Below are 18,336 nucleotides of genomic sequence, written 5' to 3' on the forward strand. Positions count from 1 at the left end.
GCCCTCGCAGCACCCCCCCCCCCCCCCCCCCCCCCCCCCCCCCCCCCCCGCCCCCCCCCCCCCCCCCCCCCCCCCCCCCCCCCCCCCCCCCCCGGCCCGCTGACCAGGCGTCAGCGCGTGGTGAGTTGCTCGGCCAGGGCGCGCAGGGCCAGCTCGTACGAGCCGAGCCCGAACCCCGCGATGGTGCCGGAGGCCACCGCGGCGATCACCGAGGTGTGCCGGAAGGTCTCCCGGGCGTACGGGTTGGAGATGTGCACCTCGATCAGCGGCGCGGTGCGCTGCGAGGCGGCGTCCCGCATCGCGTACGAGTAGTGCGTGAACGCGCCCGGGTTGATCACCACGGGCACCTTGCCGTCGGCCGCCTCGTGCAGCCACTCCACCATCTGCTGCTCGGAGTTGGTCTCGTGCACCTCGACCTCGAAGCCGAACTCCTTGCCGAGCGCGGTGCAGCGCTCGACCAGCCCGGCGTAGGAGGTGGCGCCGTAGACGTCCGGCTCGCGGCTGCCGAGCCGCCCGAGGTTGGGGCCGTTGAGCACCATGACCCTGGTCACGCCGAGACCTCCGCGTAGGCGGCGACCAGCAGGGACGGGTCGGGGCCCTCCAGGACGGAGGTCTTGCCGAGGCCGTCCAGGACGATGAAGCGGATCAGGTCGCCGCGCGACTTCTTGTCGATCTTCATGGCGTCCAGCAGCTTCGGCCAGGCGTCCGCCTGGTAGCGCAGCGGCAGGCCGACGGAGGCCAGCACGGTGCGGTGCCGGTCGGCCGTCTCGTCGTCCAACCGGCCCGCCAGGCGGCCGAGTTCGGCGGCGAAGACCATGCCGATGGAGATCGCGGCGCCGTGCCGCCACTTGTAGCGCTCGTTGCGCTCGATGGCGTGGCCGAGGGTGTGGCCGTAGTTGAGGATCTCGCGCCGGCCGGACTCCTTGAGGTCCCCGGAGACCACGTCGGCCTTGACCTGGATGGCGCGGCGGATCAGCTCGACGGTGTGCGTGCCGTCCGGGGTCTTGGCGCCCTCCGGGTCGGCCTCGATCAGGTCGAGGATGGCCGGGTCGGCGATGAAGCCGCACTTGATGACCTCGGCGAGGCCGGAGACGTAGTCGTGCTTGGGCACGGTCGCCAGGGTGTCGAGGTCGGCCAGCACGCCCACCGGCGGGTGGAAGGCGCCGACCATGTTCTTGCCCTCGGCGATGTTGATGCCGGTCTTGCCGCCGACGGCCGCGTCGACCATGCCGAGCAACGTGGTGGGCATGGAGATCCAGCGGACGCCGCGCAGCCAGGTCGCGGCGACGAAGCCGGCCAGGTCGGTGGTGGCGCCGCCGCCGAGGCCGACGACGACGTCGCTGCGGGTGAAGCCGGTCTGCCCGAGCACCGACCAGCAGTACGCGGCGACCTCGGCGCTCTTGGCGTCCTCGGCGTTGGGCACCTGGAGCGCGATCGCCTCGTAGCCCTCGCCGAGCAGGTCCTCGCGGATGGCGTCGGCGGTGGCGGCCAGCGCCTCGGGGTGGATGATCGCGACCCGCTTGGCGCCTCTTGTCCCCAGACTGGGGGGACTGATCAGCGCCGACAGCTCGCCGAGCAGCTGGTGCCCGATCAGCACGTCGTACGGGTCGTGGCCGGCGCTGCCGCCGACGTGAATCCTGACGATGGGGTCAGTCATGGGGGGTCTTCAGCTCCAGTGCTTCCAGTACGGCGTCCGCGACCTGCTCGGGGGTGCGGCCGGCGGTGTCGACGACGGCGGTGGCCACCTCCAGGTAGAGGGGCCGGCGGGCCTCCATCAGCTCGCGCCAGCGGGCCCGCGGGTTGATGGCCAGCAGCGGGCGCGGGGCGTCCAGGCCGACCCGCTTGACCGCGTCCGCCAGCGGGACCTCCAGGAAGACGACCGGCAGCTCGCGCAGCAGGGCGCGGGTGGCCTCGGCCATCACCGCGCCGCCGCCGAGTGCCAGCACGCCGTCGTGCTCCGTGGCGCCCGTGCGCACGGCCCGGACCTCCAGCTCGCGGAAGTGCGGCTCGCCCTCGTCGATGAAGATCTCCGGGATGGGCTTGCCGGCCAGCGCCTCGATGTCGGCGTCGGTGTCCCGGAAGCCGACGCCCAGGCGCTCGGCCAGGGCCCGCCCGACGGTGGACTTGCCACTGCCGGGCGGGCCGACCAGCACAACGACCGGAACGGTCATCGGATGATCAGGTTGTCGAGGTAGCCCTGCACGTTGCGGCGGGTCTCGGAGACGTGGTCACCGCCGAACTTCTCGTTCACCGCGTCGGCCAGCACCAGCGCGACCATCGCCTCGGCGACGATCCCGGCGGCCGGCACGGCGCAGACGTCCGAGCGCTGGTGGTGCGCCTTGGCCGGCTCGCCGGTGCGCACGTCCAGGGTCTGCAACGCCCGCGGCACGGTGGCGATCGGCTTCATGGCGGCACGCACCCGCAGCACCTCGCCCGTGGTCAGGCCGCCCTCGGTGCCGCCGGAGCGGCCGGATGTGCGCTTGACGCCCTCGGGGGTCGGGACGATCTCGTCGTGCGCCTGCGAGCCGGGCACCCGGGCCAGCTCGAAGCCGTCGCCGACCTCGACGCCCTTGATCGCCTGGATGCCCATCAGCGCGGCGGCCAGCCGGGCGTCCAGCCGGCGGTCCCAGTGCACGTGCGAGCCCAGACCCACCGGCACGCCGTACGCGAGCACCTCGACCACGCCGCCGAGGGTGTCGCCGTCCTTGTGGGCCTGGTCGATCTCGGCGACCATCGCCTTCGAGGCGTCGGCGTCCAGGCAGCGGACCGGGTCGGCGTCCAGCCGCGCCTCGTCCGAGGGCAGCGGCAGCACACCGGCCGGGGCCTTGGCGGCGGCCAGCTCGACCACGTGGCTGACGATCTCGATCCCGCAGGTCTCCTTCAGGTACGCGCGGGCGACGGCACCGAGCGCGACCCGGGCGGCCGTCTCACGGGCGCTGGCGCGCTCCAGGATCGGACGGGCCTCGTCGATCGAGTACTTCTGCATGCCGGCCAGGTCGGCGTGGCCGGGGCGGGGGCGGGTGAGCGCCTCGTTGCGGGCCAGACCGGCCAGCACCTCGGGGTCGACCGGGTCGGCCGACATGACCTGCTCCCACTTCGGCCACTCGGTGTTACCGACCATGACCGCCACCGGGCTGCCCATGGTCTCGCCGTGCCGGACGCCGCCGAGGAACGTCACCTCGTCCTGCTCGAACTTCATCCGTGCGCCGCGACCGTAACCGAGCCGGCGGCGCGCCAGCGCGTCGGCCACCACCGCGGTGGTGACCGGTACACCGGCGGGCAGGCCTTCCAGCGTCGCGACGAGTGCGGGGCCGTGCGACTCCCCCGCCGTCAGCCAGCGCAACGTACCCAACGGAGCTCCTTCATCAGCGGACCGGCCTCGGCACCTGCCGGGGCCCGCCCGGGCGTGCCTTTTCCCCTGAATCCTTTCACGTCCCGGCGGCACCCGGAGGCCCAGTCCGCGTGACGGACGGCAACCGGTCAGTCGGCGGGACGGTGGTCGGCACGATTCCGGCCACCCGGCCGGGCGGTGGTCGGCGCGATCCGGCCACCGGCCCGGCCTCAGCGCCCGGCGAGGGCCTTCTCGCCCGCCTCGCGCATCGCCGCCAGCGGCCCCGGCGCCCGCCCGGTGAAGGCCTCGCTCTGCAGCACCGCCTGGTGCACCAGCAGGTCCAGCCCGCCCAGGACGGTCGCCCCGCGCGCGGCGCAGGCCTCGGCCAGCGCCGTCGGCCACGGGTGGTACAGCACGTCGAACAGCGCCCCTGGCGCGGCGGGCAGTGCCCCGGCGAAGGCGTCGGTCGCACCGACCGGCGTGGTCGAGACGGTCAGCGGCCGCGCCAGCGCCTCCGCGCCGCGCTCCCAGTCGGCGGTGCGCACGTTGACGCCCAGCCGCTCGCCCAGCTCGGCCATCTCCCGGGCCCGCTCCGCGCTGCGCACGTAGACGGTCACCTCGCCGGTGCAGACCTGGGCCAGCGCCGCCAGCGCCGAGGAGGCGGTGGCCCCGGCACCCAGCACGGCCGCGGCCGGCACCTCGGTGATGCCCCGCTCGCGCAGCGCGTTCACCAGCCCGGGGACGTCGGTGTTGTCCCCGGTGCGCCGCCCGTCGGCGGTGAACACCACGGTGTTCACCGCGTCCACCGCGCGGGCCGTCGCGCTGACCTCGTCCAGCAGCGGGATGATCGCCCGCTTCAGCGGCATGGTCAGCGACAACCCGGCCCACTCGGCCTCGTCCAGCCCGGTGAGGAAGCCGGGCAGGCCGGCCTCGTCGACCTCGAAGCGGTCGTAGCGCCAGCCGTCCAGCCCGAGCGCCGCGAAGGCGGCCCGGTGCAGGTCCGGCGAGAGCGAGTGGGCGATCGGCGAGCCGAGGACGGCGGCCCGGTGCTTGCTGGTCAACGTTGCTCCTCCGTGAACGGCGGTGCGGTGGCGGCTACTTGGTGGTGCAGTGGAGGCCGACCTTGTCGAAGCCCTGGCCCGCCGCCCGGCAGTACGCCTCGACGTTGGCCGCGTGCTCCTTGTCCGTCTCGGCGAAGAGGGTCTTGATCGGGGACATCGCGATGAAGTACAGCCACTTGCCGTCCGCCGGGTTGAGCACCGCCTTGAGCGCGTCGTCGCCGGGGTTGGAGATCGGCGTCGGCGGCAGACCCGGGTTGATGTAGGTGTTGTACTTGTTGGACCCGTCGTTGATGTCCTTCTTGTCCAGGTCCTTGCGGCCCAGCGAGTACTGCAGCGTGGTGTCCATGCCGAGCGTGTGGCGCACGGCATCGCTCGCCAGCCGGTTCTGGATGGTCCTGGCCATCTTGCCGAAGTCCTCGACGTTGTTGCCCTCGCGCTGCAGGATGCTCGCCTCGATGACCACCTCGTACGCGTTCTTGAGGCCCGCCTTGGACGCGTCGGCGTCCAGCGTCGCGTACTTGTCGGTGGCGTTCTTCACCATCTGCTTGAGCAGGTCCTCGGGCTTCATGCCGTCGGCGATGTTGTACCGGGTCGGCCAGAGGAAGCCCTCGACGTTGCCGTTCGCGTACGCCGGCAGGCCGAGACTGCCGACCTGGGCCTTGGCGACACCCGCCGTGGTGCCCTGCGGCAGCTTCAGCTTCCCGTCGATCAGGGTGTAGATGTCCGCGGCGGTCTTGCCCTCGGGGATGACCAGCGCCGCACCGCCGGCCCCGTTGAGCAGCTCGCTCAGCGCGGTGGCGGCCGGCAGCTCCTTCTTCAGCGAGTAGAAGCCCGGCTGGATGGTCGTGCACTTCGGCTCGGCGGAACAGACCTTGCCGAAGGCGTCGACGCTCTTGACCACGCCGGCGTTCTTCAGCGCCAGGCCGATCTGACCGCCGACCGCACCCGACTTGACCTCGACCTGGACGGGGCTGCCGCCCTCGCCCGTGAAGTCCGGCGGCGGGCCGAAGTGGTCCTGGTAGAAGCCGTAGCCCCACCAGCCGGCCCCGCCCAGGGCGCCGACCAGCACCAGCGCGACCAGCAAGCAGGCCCCGCCGTTGCGGCGGCCGGACTTCTTGCCCTTCTCCTTGCGCTTCTTCTGCGCGTCGCGGGAGGAGTCCTCCTCGCCGAGGAAGCCATCCTGCTCGGCGTGGCCGTCCTCGTCGCGGTGCTCGGCGTCCTCGTGGTGGCCGTCCTCCTGGAAGCCGTCCGGGTGGCCGTCCCACTCGTCGGTCTCGGGCGCGTGCCCGCCGACCGGGTCGGCGCCGGCCTCCAGCGCGGCGGCCTCGGCCTCCCAGTCGATGCCGTCCGGGCCGGGGCCGCTGACGGGCGCGACCGGCTCGGGCTCCGGCGCCGCGCGACGCCGCCGCCCGGGCTGCGCGCCCTGCTGCGGGATGCCCGGCTGCTGCTGCGCACCGGGCTGCTGAAGCTGTTGGGGCTGCTGCGGGGCCATCCCCTGCTGCTGCGCCATGCCCTGCTGCTGCGCCATACCCGGCTGCTGCTGACCGTCCGGGAACCCCTGCTGCTGATACCCCTGCGGGTACCCCTGCTGCGGCATCTGCTGCATCTGCTGCTGTTGCTGCGGGTACCCCTGCTGCGGGTAGCCCTGCTGCTGCATCTGCTGCTGGGGCACCTGCTGCTGCGGGTACTGCTGCTGTCCGCCCGGGAACCCCTGCTGCTGATACCCCTGCGGGTACCCCTGCTGCGGCATCTGCTGCATCTGCTGCTGCGGATACCCCTGCTGCTGCATGTCTCCGTACGGCTGCTGGACCGGCTCGCCCTGCTGCTGGGGATACTGCTGGACCGGCTCGCCCTGCTGGGGATACTGCTGCCACTGGCCGTCCTGCTGGCCGGGGACCGGCTGCTGGCCGCCGTACCCGGGGTCACCGGGGTGCCACGGCTCAGAGCCCTGGGGGCCGTAGCCCCGACCCAGATCGGTCATTGATCCCCTTAACCGACGAAGACGGCCGGAGGATCGGACCGGCCGTCCGGGACGCGGTCCCGGCTGATTCTCGAACCGGCGTGCTAGCGCAGCGCCTGGGAGGAGACGTTACCGTACCGCACACGTGCCCCCGGCAGGGCGGACGTGCCGTCAGTGTCCGACCTCACCCGCCCGCGCTCGGCTCGGGCGCCGGCGCCGGCGGCCCGGAGGCGGGGGCGGACGCGCCGGCCGAAGCCGACGGCAGGGCCGAGGCACTCGGCTTCGCCGACGCCCGGTTGGCGTTGAACTCGGCGACGTTGCGCTGCTGCACGTCGAAGCTGTCGGTGAAGCGGGTGTCCCCCGGTTTCACGGTGACGAAGTAGAGCCAGTCCCCCTGCGCCGGGTCCAGCGCCGCCATGATCGCCTGCCGCCCCGGGTTGGAGATCGGCGTGGGCGGCAGCCCGGGGTGCAGGTAGGTGTTGTACGGGGAGTCCAGCCGGGTGTCGGTGACGGTGGTGTTCAGGGTCGACCGGCCGAGCGCGTAGTTGATCGTGGAGTCGAGCTGCAGCGGCATGCCCTTGGCGAGCCGGTTGTAGATGACCCGCGCCACCTTGCCCATGTCCTCGTTGTTGTCGGCCTCGCCCTGGACCATGCTGGCCACGGTGACCAGCCCGTACAGGCTCTGCCCGAGGTTCTGCGCGACGACGTTCGCGTCGTCCCGGCTGAACTCCTTGCCGGCCCGCTCCACCATCTGTTTCAGCAGGTCGATCGCGGTGGTCCCGTCGGTGACGCTGTACGTCGCGGGGAAGAGGTAGCCCTCGGGGCTGCCCTTGGCGAAGTCCGGCAGACCCAGTTCGGCGCCCTGCTCCTGGGCGGTGCGCTGGGTGGTGCCCTCCGGCAGGCGCAGCTTGTGGTCGATGGCCACGTAGATCTGGTAGCCGCGCCAGCCCTCGGGGATGGTCAGGCCGTTGGCGTTGGCCGGGTCGATCAGCACGGTCAGCGCGGCCGCGGCCGACATCCGCTGCTTCAGGGTGTAGGTGCCGGGCTGGATCCGCCCGGCAGCCGCGGCGCTGCCCTTGGCCGCCCGGGTGAAGGCGAGCGAGCTGGCCACCACCCCGTTGCGGACCAGGGCGGACGCGATCTGGGACAGGCCCGCGCCCTCCGGCACCGAGACCTGGACGCTGCCGGTGCCCTGCCCCGCGTAGTCGGCGGCGGCCGGGGGTGTGCGCTGTCCCTGGAACCAGGTGTACCCGGCGAGGCCCGCCCCGCCGAACACCGCGACCAGGGCGAGCGCGGTGAGCGCGCAGGCCAGTCCGTTACGCCGTCGGTGCGGATCGGGTGCATCGGGGCGCATGCGGGGCGCGCCCGGCGGCCGGCCCTCCGGCTCCAGCACCGGCGCACCCAGGTGCCCGGGCGTGAGCCCCGGGTGGAAGTCCTGGTCGGTCATGGCTCGCGTCCCCTCGGCAGTGCCGAAACGTTCGAAGGGGTCCGTGCGGACGCGTCCGCACGGACCCCTCGACGGGACGTTAGATCAGGCCGGTCAGCCGACCGCCTCGACGCTCTCACCAGGCGGGTTCCCGCTCACCCGTTCGGACTCAAGGGCGGTCTGCAGGATCACCACCGCGGCGGCCTGGTCGACCACCGAGCGGCCCTTCTTCGCCTTGACGCCCGAGGCGCGCAGCCCGTGGGTGGCGGTGACGGTCGACATCCGCTCGTCGACCAGCCGGACCGGCACCGGGTACAGCCGGTTGGCCAGCCGCGTCGCGTAGGCGCGGACCTTCTCCGCCGCCGGGCCCTCCTTGCCGCTCAGCGAGCGGGGCAGCCCGACGATCACCTCCACCGCGTCGTACTCCTCGACGATGGCGGCGATCCTGGCCTGCGACTTCACCCCGGCCGGAACGGTCTCCACGGGCGTGGCGAGCACCCCGTCGGGGTCGCAGGACGCGACCCCGATCCGGGCGTCACCGACGTCGACGGCGATCCGCCGCCCCCGTCGGAAGGGCCGCTCCACCTGAGGCTCCTCGACCATCAGCTGGCGCGCTCCGCGACCAGGCCGCGCACCGCGGCGACGGCCTCGCCGACCGCGGCCGGGTTGGAGCCGCCGCCCTGGGCGACGTCGTCCTTGCCGCCACCGCCGCCGCCGAGGGTCTTGGCGGCGACCCGGACCAGCTCGCCGGCCTTGATGCCGCGGGCGCGGGCGTCCTCGTTGGTGGCGATCACGGTCAGCGGGCGGTCGTTCGCCACGGTGAAGGCGGCGACCACGGCCGGGCGCGAGCCGAGGCGGCCTCGCACGTCCAGCACCAGCTTGCGCAGCTCGTCCGCGCCCACGCCGTCGGCGACCTGCGCGGCGACCACCGAGATGCCGTGCACGTCCTCGGCCGAGTCGGCCAGACCCGCCGCGGCGGCCAGCACCTTCTCGGCGCGGAAGCGCTCGATCTCCTTCTCGGCGTCCTTGAGCTTGGCGAGCATGCCCGAGATCTTCTCCGGCAGCTCCTCCGGGCGCCCCTTGACCAGCTCGGTCAGCTGGGAGACCACGGTGTGCTCGCGGGCCAGGAACTTGTACGCGTCGACGCCGACCAGCGCCTCGACGCGACGCACGCCGGAGCCGATCGAGGACTCGCCGAGCAGCTTGACCAGGCCCAGCTGGGCGGTGTTGCCGACGTGCGTGCCACCGCACAGCTCCTTGGAGAAGTCACCGATGGTGACGACCCGGACCTCGTCGCCGTACTTCTCGCCGAACATCGCGATGGCGCCGGCCTTGCGGGCCTGATCCATCGTCATGACCTCGGCGGTGACGTCGAGTTCGCGACCCAGCACGTCGTTGATCTTCTGCTCGACGTCGACCAGCACGGTGCCCGGGACGGCGGCGGGCGAGCCGAAGTCGAAGCGGAAGCGGCCGGGGGCGTTCTCGGAACCGGCCTGGGCGGCCGTCGGGCCGAGCGCGTCACGCAGCGCCTGGTGGGTCAGGTGGGTGGCCGAGTGGGCGCGGGCGATCGCCCGGCGGCGCTCGGTGTCGATCGTGGCGTACGCCGAGGCGCCGAGCACGACCTCGCCGAACAGCACCCCGCCGGAGTGCACGATGACACCCGGGACGGGCTGCTGCACGTCGCGGATCTCCACCACCGCGCCGGACTCCAGCCGGATCCGGCCGTGGTCGGCGAGCTGGCCGCCGCCCTCGGCGTAGAACGGGGTGCGGTCGAGGATGATCTCGACCTCGTCGCCCTCGGAGGCGGCCGGCGCCGGGACGCCGTCCACCAGCAGGCCGACGACGCTGGCCTCGCCCTCGGTGAGGTTGTAGCCGGTGAAGACGCTCGCGCCGGACTTGTCGGCGACCTCGCGGTACGCGGCGACGTCGGCGTGGCCCATCTTCTTGGCCTTGGCGTCCGCCTTGGCGCGGTTGCGCTGCTCCTGCATCAGACGGCGGAAGCCGGCCTCGTCCACCTGGAGGCCCTGCTCCTCGGCCATCTCCAGGGTGAGGTCGATCGGGAAGCCGTAGGTGTCGTGCAGCTTGAAGGCCTGGTCCCCGGAGAGGACCGCGCCACCGGCCTGCTTGGTCTCGGTGACCGCGGCGTCCAGCAGGCTGGTGCCGGCCTTGAGGGTCTGCAGGAAGGCCGCCTCCTCGCCGACGACGACCGTCTCGATGCGCTTGCGGTCGCTCTCCAGCTCCGGGTACTGCGGAGCCATCGCCTTGATGGCGATGTCGGTGAGGTCCTTGGCCACCACGCCGGTGGCGCCCAGCAGGCGCATGTTGCGGATGGCGCGGCGCAGGATGCGGCGCAGCACGTAGCCGCGGCCCTCGTTGCCGGGGGTGACGCCGTCGCCGATCAGCATCAGCGCGGTGCGGATGTGGTCGGTGACCACGCGCAGCGAGACGTCCGACTTGAGGTCGGCACCGTAGGTGTGGCCGGTGAGCTCGGCGGCGCGGTCGAGGATCATCCGGCTGGTGTCGATCTCGAAGAGGTTGTCGACGCCCTGGAGGATGGCGGCGAGGCGCTCCAGGCCGAGGCCGGTGTCGATGTTCTTGCTCGGCAGGTCGCCGAGGATCTCGAAGCCGTCCTTGCCGTCGCCGTGGCCGCGCTCGTACTGCATGAAGACCAGGTTCCAGATCTCCAGGTAGCGCTCGCCGTTGACGGCCGGGCCGCCCTCCTCGCCGTACGCGGGGCCGCGGTCGTAGTTGATCTCCGAGCACGGGCCGCAGGGGCCGGGGACGCCCATCGACCAGAAGTTGTCCTTCATGCCGAGGCGCTGGATGCGCTCGGACGGGACGCCGATGACGTCACGCCAGATCAGCTCGGCCTCGTCGTCGTCCTGGTAGACGGTGATCCAGAGCTTCTCCTTCTCCAGGCCGTAGCCACCGTCCGCGACGGAGCTGGTGAGCAGCTCCCACGCGAACTTGATGGCGCCTTCCTTGAAGTAGTCGCCGAAGGAGAAGTTGCCGCACATCTGGAAGAAGGAGCCGTGCCGGGTGGTCTTCCCGACCTCCTCGATGTCCAGGGTGCGCACGCACTTCTGGACGCTGGTGGCGCGCGAGAACTGCGGCTTGACCTCGCCCAGGAAGTAGGGCTTGAACGGCACCATGCCGGCGTTGACCAGCAGCAGGGTGGGGTCGTCGGCGACCAGGGACGCCGACGGAACGACGGTGTGGCCGCGCTCCTCGAAGAAGCGCAGCCAGCGGCGGCGGATCTCAGCCGACTCCATTATTGGTCCTTCCGGTTCGGGGTGCCGCCCCGCTGCGGCAGGGCGCGGCGGGGCGTTTCTTCAATGGCTCGGGTGGTGGTGCGGGCCCCACGGGATACGGGGCGGGGGCCGGACGGGGGCAGGGCGGCGGCCGGGCTGCCGGGCGCCGCCGAGATAGCTCGGTACTGCGGCTCGCCGCGCAGGACCCGGCGGGTGCTCCCGGGCTCGACGACGGCGGTGCCGTGCAGTCCGAGGTCGTCCTTCAGCTGCTCCTCGCGCTCGGCCATGCCGGCCCGCACGTCCTGGGCGAACTGCTTGGCCAGGTCGCCCAGGTGCAGCGCACCGCGCGTGGCGGTGCCGGAGAGGCTGTCCGGGGTGAGCCGGTGCACGGCCTCGTTGGCCTTGTTCATGGCCCACACGGTCGCACCGGCGCCGACCGCCATCCAGAAGACGCGTCGCACCATGCCGTCAGCCCCTCACCGCGCGCCGGACCCGGGAGAACAGGCCGTTCCTGGGCGCGGTCGCGGCGCGCACCTCGGCCCGGATCAGCCGGGCCAGCTCCTCGCGCTCGCCGCTCTGCGACGGCACGGACGGCTGGCCGCCCTGCTGCTTGGCGACGGCCTTGCGGACGCCGTAACTGAAGGCCGCGACCTTCACCAGCGGCCCGCCCAGGGTGGCGGCGACGGTGGAGGAGAGCGCGTTGGCGTTGGCGGCGGCGTCCTGCACGTTGGCGGTGATCTCGTCCACCCGCTCCAGCTGCTGGTTGGCACTGCGCACGGCGGCGCCCGCGTCGCTCAGCAGCGGGACGGCCTGCTCGGTGACGGCGGAGACGAGGACAGTGGCCTCCTTCAGCACTCGCGAGAGGCGGACCAGCACCACGGCGAGCAGGGTGACCAGGACCGCCCAGAACACGGCGACGAGCAACCCGGCCAGCTCTCCCACGGACACCTTTGCGCGCTCCCTCGCCTTGCTGTTCTCCAAACGGAACCCTATCGCGCCCACGCCCGGTTTCCGGACCGGGTTGTCGCCGGGCCCCGGGGTCCGCCGTCGCGTCGGCCACCGGCCGAACCGGTCGGATGTGCGAACCGCGCGCGTAACCTACCGGCCGGTCACCTCGTTCTGCCAGGCGGGCCGTCGCCCGTACGGCCCGACGAACGTCCGGGCCCCGACGGTCCGGGCCAGGAACACGGGGAGCAGCGCTTGGCCGGCGACTGGAGAGCACAGTCCGGGGAACCCGCGGCGCGGCCGCGCGAGCCGGAGCCCGGCCGGCTGCCGGCCGAGGTGACGGGCTTCGTCGGGCGGCAGCGGGAGCTGGCCGAGCTGGCGGGCCTGCTGGCCGGCGCCCGGCTGGTGACGGTGACCGGGCCGGGCGGGGTGGGCAAGAGCCGACTGGCCCTGCGCGCCGCCGCCCGGGCGGCCGGCGCCTTCCCGGACGGCACCTGGCTGGTCGAGCTGGCCCCGGTGCAGGACCCGCTGCTGCTCGGCCGCGCGGTGCTGGAGGCGCTGCGGCTGACCGACGGCACCGCCCGCCCGCCGCTCGACCTGCTCACCGAGCGGCTGTCCGGCCGGTGCACGCTGCTGGTGCTGGACGGCTGCGAGCACCTGGTGCAGGCCTGCGCCGAACTGGCGGACGCGCTGCTGCGGGCGCTGCCCGGCCTCCGGGTGCTGACCACCAGCCGCGCCGCGCTGCGGGCCTCGGGCGAGCACCTGCTCACCCTGGCCCCGCTGCCGGTCGACCCGCGGCCGAGCGGTCCGAGCGATCCGGGCGGACTGCCGGACGCGGTGCGGCTGTTCGCCGAGCGGGCCCGGGCGGTGCTGCCCTCCTTCGCGCTGACCGAGGCCGACGCCGAGGCGGTGAGCCTGCTCTGCCGCCGTCTGGACGGCCTCCCGCTGGCGGTGGAGCTGGCGGCCGGGCGGTTGCGCGCGCTGTCGGTGGAGCAGATCACCGCCCGGCTGGACGACCGGTTCCGGCTGCTCACCGGCGGCTCCCGGACGGCCCTGCCGCGGCACCGGGCGCTGCGCACCACGATCGGTTGGAGCCATGAGCTCTGCACCGTGCAGGAACGTTTACTCTGGGCCCGCCTGTCGGTCTTCGCCGGCAGTTTCGACCTGGAGGCCGCCGAGTACGTCTGCGCCGGTGACGGCCTGGAGGCCGAGGACGTGCTCGACCTGCTCGACGAACTGGTCGGCAAGTCCGTGGTGCTGGGCGAGGACAGCGCCTTTGGCGTCCGCTTCCGGCTGCTGGACACCCTGCGCGACTACGGCGGCCAGTGGCTGCGGGCCGCCGGCGAGGAGCAGCGGCTGCTGCGCCGCCACCGCGACTGGTACCTGGGCGTGGCCACCTGGGGCGAGGTCGAGTGGTTCGGGCCCCGGCAGGCCGAGACCGCCGAGCGCACCGAACTCGCCCACCCCAACCTCCGCGCGGCGCTGGAGTTCTGCCTCGCCGAGCCCGGCGAGGAGCAGATCGCCCTGCTGCTGGCGGGCACGCTGTGGTTCTACTGGGTCGGCTGCGGCCACCTCGGCGAGGGGCGGCACTGGCTGGACCGCGCGCTCGCCCTGGACCGCGAGCCGACCGAGGCCCGCGCCAAGGCCCTCTGGGTGACCGGCCATCTGGCCACCCTGCAAGGCGACCTGGAGACGGCCCGCCCGGCACTGGAGGAGTGCCGCCGCCAGGCCCTGGACACCGGCGACGACCGGGCGCTCGCCTACGCCGTCCACCGGCAGGGCAGCGCGGCCCTGATCGGCGACGAGCCGGACCGCGCCGCCGAGCTGTTCGAGGAGGCGCTCTGGCACTACCGGACGATCGGCGAGCTCAACAGCAACGTCGTGCTGGCCATGGTCGAGCTGGGCCTCGCGTACCTCTTCCAGGGGGATCCGGAGAGCGGGGAGCTCTGGTTCGGCCAGGCCCGCGAGCTGTGCGAGGAGCACGGCGAGCAGTGGGCGTACGCGTACGTGCTGTACGCGATGGCGTACGCGCACTGGATGGACGGCGCCGTCCGGGCGGCCCGCGCCCTGGCCCGGGAGGGCCTGCGGCTGAACCACCTGTTCCACGACCTGCTGGGCATCGCGCTGGCGATCGACCTGCTGGCGCTGCTGGAGACCGAGCCGGGCGGCCCGGGCGCGCCGGGCGACCTGGGCGGGGCCCGGGTGCTGCAGGGCGCCGCGCACCGGATCTGGGGCGCGGTCGGCCTGCCCTTCCTGGGCTCGCGGTCCTTCTTCGGCCCGCACCAGGAGTGCGCGGAGCGGGCCCGGGCGGGGCTGACCGCGCAGGAGTACGAGCGGTGCTACCAGGCCGGGGCCCGGCTCGACCTGGACGCGGCGGTCTCCCGGGCGCTGGGCGGCAGCGGGTCGGCGGGCGGCCCGGAGCCCGGGTCCGGGCCCTGCTCGGTGCCGTCCGCACCGACGCCCGCACCGGCCAGGAATAGCTGAAACTTGCCGATTGCTTGAGGAGGCAAGGAACCACCCGGAAGGAGCACCCCGTGGCCGTGACCACCGCCGCCGACGAGTACCGCCTCGCGACGTTCCACTTCGAGTCCAAGGCCTACGCCGACGCCGCCCGCATGCTGGAGGGCGTGCTGGCCGAGGAGCCGGCCAACCTCTCGGTCCGGCTGCTGCTGGCCCGCAGCTACTACCACTCCGCCCAACTCGGGCGCGCCGAGGCCGAGTTGCTCCGGATCCTGGACACCGACCCGGCCGAGGACTACGCCCGGCTGATGCTCGGCCGCACCCTGGAGCGCCAGGGCCGCGCCGAGGAGGCCCGCCCCCACCTGCGGCTGGCCGCGGCGATGACCGGCGAGAACCGCTAGGTCCTGTCCGACCGGCACCAGGAGCTGCCACCGGAAAAGGGGCGAGCCCCCGCCGCCTCGAAAGGCGACGGGGGCTCGCTGAGGTACCGCAGATGCGGAACCGCCGCGGGTCAGCGCGAGTAGTACTCGACCACCAGCTGCTCGTCACAGATCACCGGGACCTCCTTGCGCTGCGGCGCACGGTCCAGGCGGAAGGCCAGGGCCTTCAGGTTGACCTCGAGGTACTTCGGGGTCTGGCCCTCGCCCGCGTAGCCACCCTCACGGGCGACCTGGAACGGGACCTTCTCCTTGCTGCGCTCGCGGACGGTCACCACGAAGCCCGGCTTCATCTGGTACGACGGCTTGTTGACCTTGCCACCGTTGACCTCGATGTGGCCGTGGACGACCATCTGGCGGGCCTGGTAGATGGTGCGGGCAATGCCCGAACGCAGCACCAGCGAGTCCAGACGGGTCTCCAGCTCGGCGACGAGCGCCTCACCGGTCTTGCCCTCGGCCTTCTTCGCGCGGTCGAACGCGCGCGCCATCTGCTTCTCGCTCAGGTCGTACTGGGCGCGCAGACGCTGCTTCTCGAGCAGACGGACCTTGTAGTCCGAGTTCTGCTTGCGACCACGGCCGTGCTGGCCGGGCGGGTACGGGCGGGCCTCGAAGTACTTGACGGACTTCGGGGTCAGCGGCACGCCGAGCGCACGCGCGATCTTGACCTTGGGACGCTTCTGGTTCGCCATGAACCAAACCTTCCTTGCTTACGAATACGGCTTCACCAGGTGTTGACGGAGGTCGCATCTCGCGACCCGGAGACAACCCATCGCCGAGGCGATGCGGTCAGCCGCTCTCCGGAGCCGGGCACAAAAGTGCTGGTCACACGGAACAGCCCGGAAACCCGGGCCGTCCGCGACACCGAAACGGTGCGCGACGCTCCTGGTGCGGGCCTCCCGGAGGAGGCCTACGGCCGATGCCCCGCTGGTGTGGCCGGTCGGTGGGGTCTCCCCCGCCGCCGTCCCGGGACGTGGCACTCCGACCGATTGTACCGGGTGCTCGACCGCCCCTTCTCACTCACCCCTGAGCCGGCCCCGCGTCCACTCCACGACGTCCGCGTAGCGGGCCTCGCCGCCGCGCCGGGTCGGCTGGTAGTAGTCCTTGCCGTGCACCGCGTCCGGCGCGTACTGCTGGGCCGCGATGCCCTCCGGCAGGTCGTGCGGGTACTGGTAGCCCCGGCCGTGGCCGAGCTTGCCCGCGCCGCCGTAGTGCGCGTCCCGCAGGTGCGGCGGCACCGCGCCCGCGAGCCCCTGCCGGACGTCCGCCAGCGCCGCGTCGATCGCCAGGTAGGCCGCGTTGGACTTGGGCGCCAGGGCCAGCGCGATCGCCGCCTGGGAGAGGATGATCCGCGCCTCCGGGAAGCCGATCAGGGCCACCGCCTGGGCCGCCGCGACCGCCGTCTGGAGCGCCGTCGGGTCGGCCAGGCCGACGTCCTCGCTGGCCGAGATCATCAGCCGGCGGGCGATGAACCGCGGGTCCTCCCCCGCCTCGATCATCCGGGCCAGGTAGTGCAGGGTGGCGTCCACGTCGCTGCCCCGGATCGACTTGATCAGCGCGCTCGCCACGTCGTAGTGCTGGTCGCCGTCCTTGTCGTAGCGCACCGCCGCCTGGTTGACGGCCGTCTCCGTGGTGGCCAGCGTGATGCTCGCCTCGCCCTTCTCCAGCGCCGCCCCGGCCGCGGCCTCCAGCGTGGTGAGCGCCCGCCGGGCGTCACCGCCGGCGAGGCGCACCAGGTGGTCCTCGGCCTCCGCCGTCAGGTCCAACGCGCCCCCCAGGCCGCGTTCGTCGGCCACCGCGCGGCGCAGCAGGGCGCGGACGTCCTCGTCGGTCAGCGACTCCAGGGTGAGCAGCAGCGAGCGGGACAGCAGCGGGGAGATCACCGAGAAGTACGGGTTCTCCGTGGTCGCCGCGATCAGGGTGACCCAGCGGTTCTCCACGGCCGGCAGCAGCGAGTCCTGCTGGGCCTTGGAGAAGCGGTGGATCTCGTCCAGGAACAGCACCGTCTCCCGGCCGGACATGCCGACCGCCCGCCGGGCGCCGTCGATCACCGCCCGGACCTCCTTGACCCCGGCGGTGATCGCGGACAGCTCGACGAAGCGGCCCTCCACGGCCTGGCTGATCACGTGCGCGAGGGTGGTCTTGCCGGTGCCGGGCGGGCCCCAGAGGATCACCGAGCTGGTCGCCGCCGGCCCGCGCGAGCCCGAGACCAGCCGCCGCAGCGGCGACCCGGGCTTCAGCAGCTGCCGCTGCCCGGCCACCTCGTCCAGGGTGCGCGGACGCATCCGTACGGCCAGCGGCGCCCGGCCGGGCTCCCTGCTCTGGCGTTCCTCGGCGGCGGCGGTGAAGAGGTCCGGTTCGTCCACACCGGAAGCCTATGCGAGGCCGCCGACACACCCGCCGGAGCGAGCCGGCCTCATCGCGCCCGGGCCGCCCGCCGATCGAGGCGGGCCGCGTGGTCCGGGACATACTTCTGCAGGTCGCGCGGGGGCCGCTGGTAGCCGCGCGGGGCCGGGCGGGGCGGCAGGTCGATCTGCGGGGCGGTGATCTCGCGGTACGGCACGGTGGAGAGCAGGTGGGCGATCATGTTGATCCGGGCCCGCCGCTTGTCGTCGCTCTCCACCACGTGCCAGGGCGAGTCCGGGGTGTCGGTGTAGACGAACATCTCGTCCTTGGCCCGCGAGTAGTCCTCCCAACGGGTGATCGACTCGACGTCCATCGGGGAGAGCTTCCAACGCTTCATCGGATCCTCCAGCCGGTCCCGGAAGCGCCGTTCCTGCTCGGTGTCGCTCACCGAGAACCAGTACTTGCGCAGCAGGACGCCCTCCTCGATCAGCATCCGCTCGAAGGTCGGGCACTGGTGCAGGAACTGCCAGTACTGCTCGTCCGTGCAGAAGCCCATGACCCGCTCGACGCCGGCCCGGTTGTACCAGCTGCGGTCGAACAGCACGATCTCCCCCGCGGCCGGCAGCTGCTCGACGTACCGCTGGAAGTACCACTGGGTCTTCTGCCGCTCGGTCGGGGTCGGCAGCGCCGCGACCCGGGCGATGCGCGGGTTCAGGTACTCCGTCACCCGCTTGATCGCGCCGCCCTTGCCGGCGGCGTCGCGCCCCTCGAAGACCACCACCAGCCGGGCGCCCTCGACCCGCACCCACTCCTGGAGCTTCACCAGTTCCTGCTGGAGCCGCAGCAGTTCCCGCTCGTACGGCTTCCTCGCGAGTCGTTCCGGCTTCGCGGTCCGCTGCTCCTCGGCCACCTGGGGTCCTCCGTCCGGCTGCTGCTGATGAGCACTCACCGTAGGCGCTGGAGGCCGCCCCCGCAGGTCGGCGGACGGGTGGGGGGGGGGGGGGGGGCCCCCCCACCCCCCCCCCCCCCCCCCCCCCCCCCCCCCCCCCCCCCCCCCTCCTTTTCCCCCCCCCCCCCCCCCCCCCCCCCCCCCCCCCCCCCCCCCCCCAGCCCCCCCCCCCG

17 protein-coding genes are annotated in these 18,336 nt (G+C 73.1%); 3 read left to right on the forward strand and 14 right to left on the reverse strand.

The window, feature by feature from the left end; translation table 11 throughout:
* Nucleotides 1-110 precede the first annotated feature (110 nt).
* From aroQ to mltG (AC07BF_RS28965), 6 genes are all read right to left on the reverse strand, one after another.
* Complete coding sequence (gene aroQ / locus AC07BF_RS28940) at nt 111-539, reverse strand: type II 3-dehydroquinate dehydratase (protein ID WP_063350970.1); 429 nt, start codon at nt 537-539, stop codon at nt 111-113.
* Nucleotides 540-547: 8 nt separating this feature from the next.
* Nucleotides 548-1,657 (reverse strand): 3-dehydroquinate synthase, encoded by a 1,110-nt coding sequence (gene aroB, locus AC07BF_RS28945; protein ID WP_363583114.1) that lies wholly within the window; start codon nt 1,655-1,657, stop codon nt 548-550.
* Nucleotides 1,650-2,171: a shikimate kinase gene (locus AC07BF_RS28950; RefSeq protein WP_063346780.1), complete on the reverse strand. Its 522-nt coding sequence runs from the start codon at nt 2,169-2,171 to the stop codon at nt 1,650-1,652. Before AC07BF_RS28950 ends, aroB begins: the two co-directional genes overlap by 8 nt.
* Nucleotides 2,168-3,352, reverse strand: a complete 1,185-nt coding sequence (gene aroC / locus AC07BF_RS28955; protein WP_350877858.1) for a chorismate synthase — start codon at nt 3,350-3,352, stop codon at nt 2,168-2,170. Before aroC ends, AC07BF_RS28950 begins: the two co-directional genes overlap by 4 nt.
* Nucleotides 3,353-3,561: 209 nt before the next feature.
* Nucleotides 3,562-4,392, reverse strand: a complete 831-nt coding sequence (locus AC07BF_RS28960; protein WP_478334111.1) for a shikimate dehydrogenase — start codon at nt 4,390-4,392, stop codon at nt 3,562-3,564.
* A gap of 34 nt (nt 4,393-4,426) precedes the next feature.
* Entirely contained in the window at nt 4,427-5,902 is a 1,476-nt protein-coding gene (mltG, locus tag AC07BF_RS28965; protein ID WP_363627477.1) for an endolytic transglycosylase MltG, read from the reverse strand.
* Here mltG (AC07BF_RS28965) and AC07BF_RS28970 point away from each other — a divergent pair.
* Nucleotides 5,864-6,376: a hypothetical protein gene (locus AC07BF_RS28970; RefSeq protein WP_400844154.1), complete on the forward strand. Its 513-nt coding sequence runs from the start codon at nt 5,864-5,866 to the stop codon at nt 6,374-6,376. The two genes, mltG (AC07BF_RS28965) and AC07BF_RS28970, sit on opposite strands and share 39 nt — an antisense overlap.
* Nucleotides 6,377-6,536: 160 nt before the next feature.
* On the opposite strand, the gene mltG (AC07BF_RS28975) is transcribed toward AC07BF_RS28970, so the two are convergent.
* From mltG (AC07BF_RS28975) to AC07BF_RS28995, 5 genes are all read right to left on the reverse strand, one after another.
* Entirely contained in the window at nt 6,537-7,799 is a 1,263-nt protein-coding gene (gene mltG, locus AC07BF_RS28975; protein ID WP_363583106.1) for an endolytic transglycosylase MltG, read from the reverse strand.
* A 93-nt stretch (nt 7,800-7,892) separates the two neighbouring features.
* Nucleotides 7,893-8,381, reverse strand: a complete 489-nt coding sequence (gene ruvX / locus AC07BF_RS28980; RefSeq protein ID WP_063346786.1) for a Holliday junction resolvase RuvX — start codon at nt 8,379-8,381, stop codon at nt 7,893-7,895.
* Nucleotides 8,381-11,050, reverse strand: coding sequence for an alanine--tRNA ligase (alaS, locus tag AC07BF_RS28985; protein ID WP_400844147.1), 2,670 nt, complete (start codon nt 11,048-11,050; stop codon nt 8,381-8,383). Before alaS ends, ruvX begins: the two co-directional genes overlap by 1 nt.
* Nucleotides 11,050-11,493, reverse strand: coding sequence for a DUF6167 family protein (locus AC07BF_RS28990; RefSeq protein ID WP_363583102.1), 444 nt, complete (start codon nt 11,491-11,493; stop codon nt 11,050-11,052). The genes alaS and AC07BF_RS28990 overlap by 1 nt, the downstream gene beginning before the upstream one ends.
* 4 nt (nt 11,494-11,497) lie before the next feature.
* The gene (locus tag AC07BF_RS28995; protein WP_363583100.1) at nt 11,498-11,977 is read right to left on the reverse strand and encodes a DUF948 domain-containing protein; all 480 of its coding nucleotides are present in this window, start codon (nt 11,975-11,977) and stop codon (nt 11,498-11,500) included.
* Nucleotides 11,978-12,229: 252 nt separating this feature from the next.
* Here AC07BF_RS28995 and AC07BF_RS29000 point away from each other — a divergent pair, with 252 nt between their 5' ends.
* The gene (locus AC07BF_RS29000; RefSeq protein ID WP_478334112.1) at nt 12,230-14,458 is read left to right on the forward strand and encodes an ATP-binding protein; all 2,229 of its coding nucleotides are present in this window, start codon (nt 12,230-12,232) and stop codon (nt 14,456-14,458) included.
* 56 nt (nt 14,459-14,514) lie between these two features.
* Nucleotides 14,515-14,835 (forward strand): tetratricopeptide repeat protein, encoded by a 321-nt coding sequence (locus tag AC07BF_RS29005; protein ID WP_380377234.1) that lies wholly within the window; start codon nt 14,515-14,517, stop codon nt 14,833-14,835.
* Between the two features lie 110 nt (nt 14,836-14,945).
* Here the strand turns inward: AC07BF_RS29005 and rpsD are convergent, their stop codons facing one another.
* The 3 genes from rpsD to ppk2 all read right to left on the reverse strand — a co-directional run bounded on the left by rpsD (nt 14,946) and on the right by ppk2 (nt 18,124).
* Nucleotides 14,946-15,560, reverse strand: a complete 615-nt coding sequence (gene rpsD / locus AC07BF_RS29010) for a 30S ribosomal protein S4 (RefSeq protein ID WP_063346792.1) — start codon at nt 15,558-15,560, stop codon at nt 14,946-14,948.
* Nucleotides 15,561-15,884: 324 nt separating this feature from the next.
* Nucleotides 15,885-17,234, reverse strand: coding sequence for a replication-associated recombination protein A (locus AC07BF_RS29015; protein WP_363583096.1), 1,350 nt, complete (start codon nt 17,232-17,234; stop codon nt 15,885-15,887).
* A 50-nt stretch (nt 17,235-17,284) separates the two neighbouring features.
* Nucleotides 17,285-18,124 carry a polyphosphate kinase 2 gene (gene ppk2 / locus AC07BF_RS29020; protein WP_478317734.1) on the reverse strand — a complete coding sequence of 280 codons (840 nt, stop codon included), beginning with the start codon at nt 18,122-18,124 and terminating at the stop codon, nt 17,285-17,287.
* Nucleotides 18,125-18,336 lie beyond the last annotated feature (212 nt).

The sequence above is a fragment of the Kitasatospora sp. NPDC043950 genome, assembly GCF_056435345.1.

What these genes read in the sequence shown, in the direction of transcription:
- aroQ (WP_063350970.1), bottom strand. Translation starts at nt 539, where the DNA reads ATGGTGCTCAACGGCCCCAACCTCGGGCGGCTCGGCAGCCGCGAGCCG.
- AC07BF_RS28950 (WP_063346780.1), bottom strand. Translation starts at nt 2,171, where the DNA reads ATGACCGTTCCGGTCGTTGTGCTGGTCGGCCCGCCCGGCAGTGGCAAG.
- alaS (WP_400844147.1), bottom strand. Translation starts at nt 11,050, where the DNA reads ATGGAGTCGGCTGAGATCCGCCGCCGCTGGCTGCGCTTCTTCGAGGAG.
- mltG (WP_363583106.1), bottom strand. Translation starts at nt 7,799, where the DNA reads ATGACCGACCAGGACTTCCACCCGGGGCTCACGCCCGGGCACCTGGGT.
- AC07BF_RS28990 (WP_363583102.1), bottom strand. Translation starts at nt 11,493, where the DNA reads ATGGTGCGACGCGTCTTCTGGATGGCGGTCGGCGCCGGTGCGACCGTG.
- rpsD (WP_063346792.1), bottom strand. Translation starts at nt 15,560, where the DNA reads ATGGCGAACCAGAAGCGTCCCAAGGTCAAGATCGCGCGTGCGCTCGGC.
- aroB (WP_363583114.1), bottom strand. Translation starts at nt 1,657, where the DNA reads ATGACTGACCCCATCGTCAGGATTCACGTCGGCGGCAGCGCCGGCCAC.
- mltG (WP_363627477.1), bottom strand. Translation starts at nt 5,902, where the DNA reads ATGGCGCAGCAGCAGGGGATGGCCCCGCAGCAGCCCCAACAGCTTCAG.
- ruvX (WP_063346786.1), bottom strand. Translation starts at nt 8,381, where the DNA reads ATGGTCGAGGAGCCTCAGGTGGAGCGGCCCTTCCGACGGGGGCGGCGG.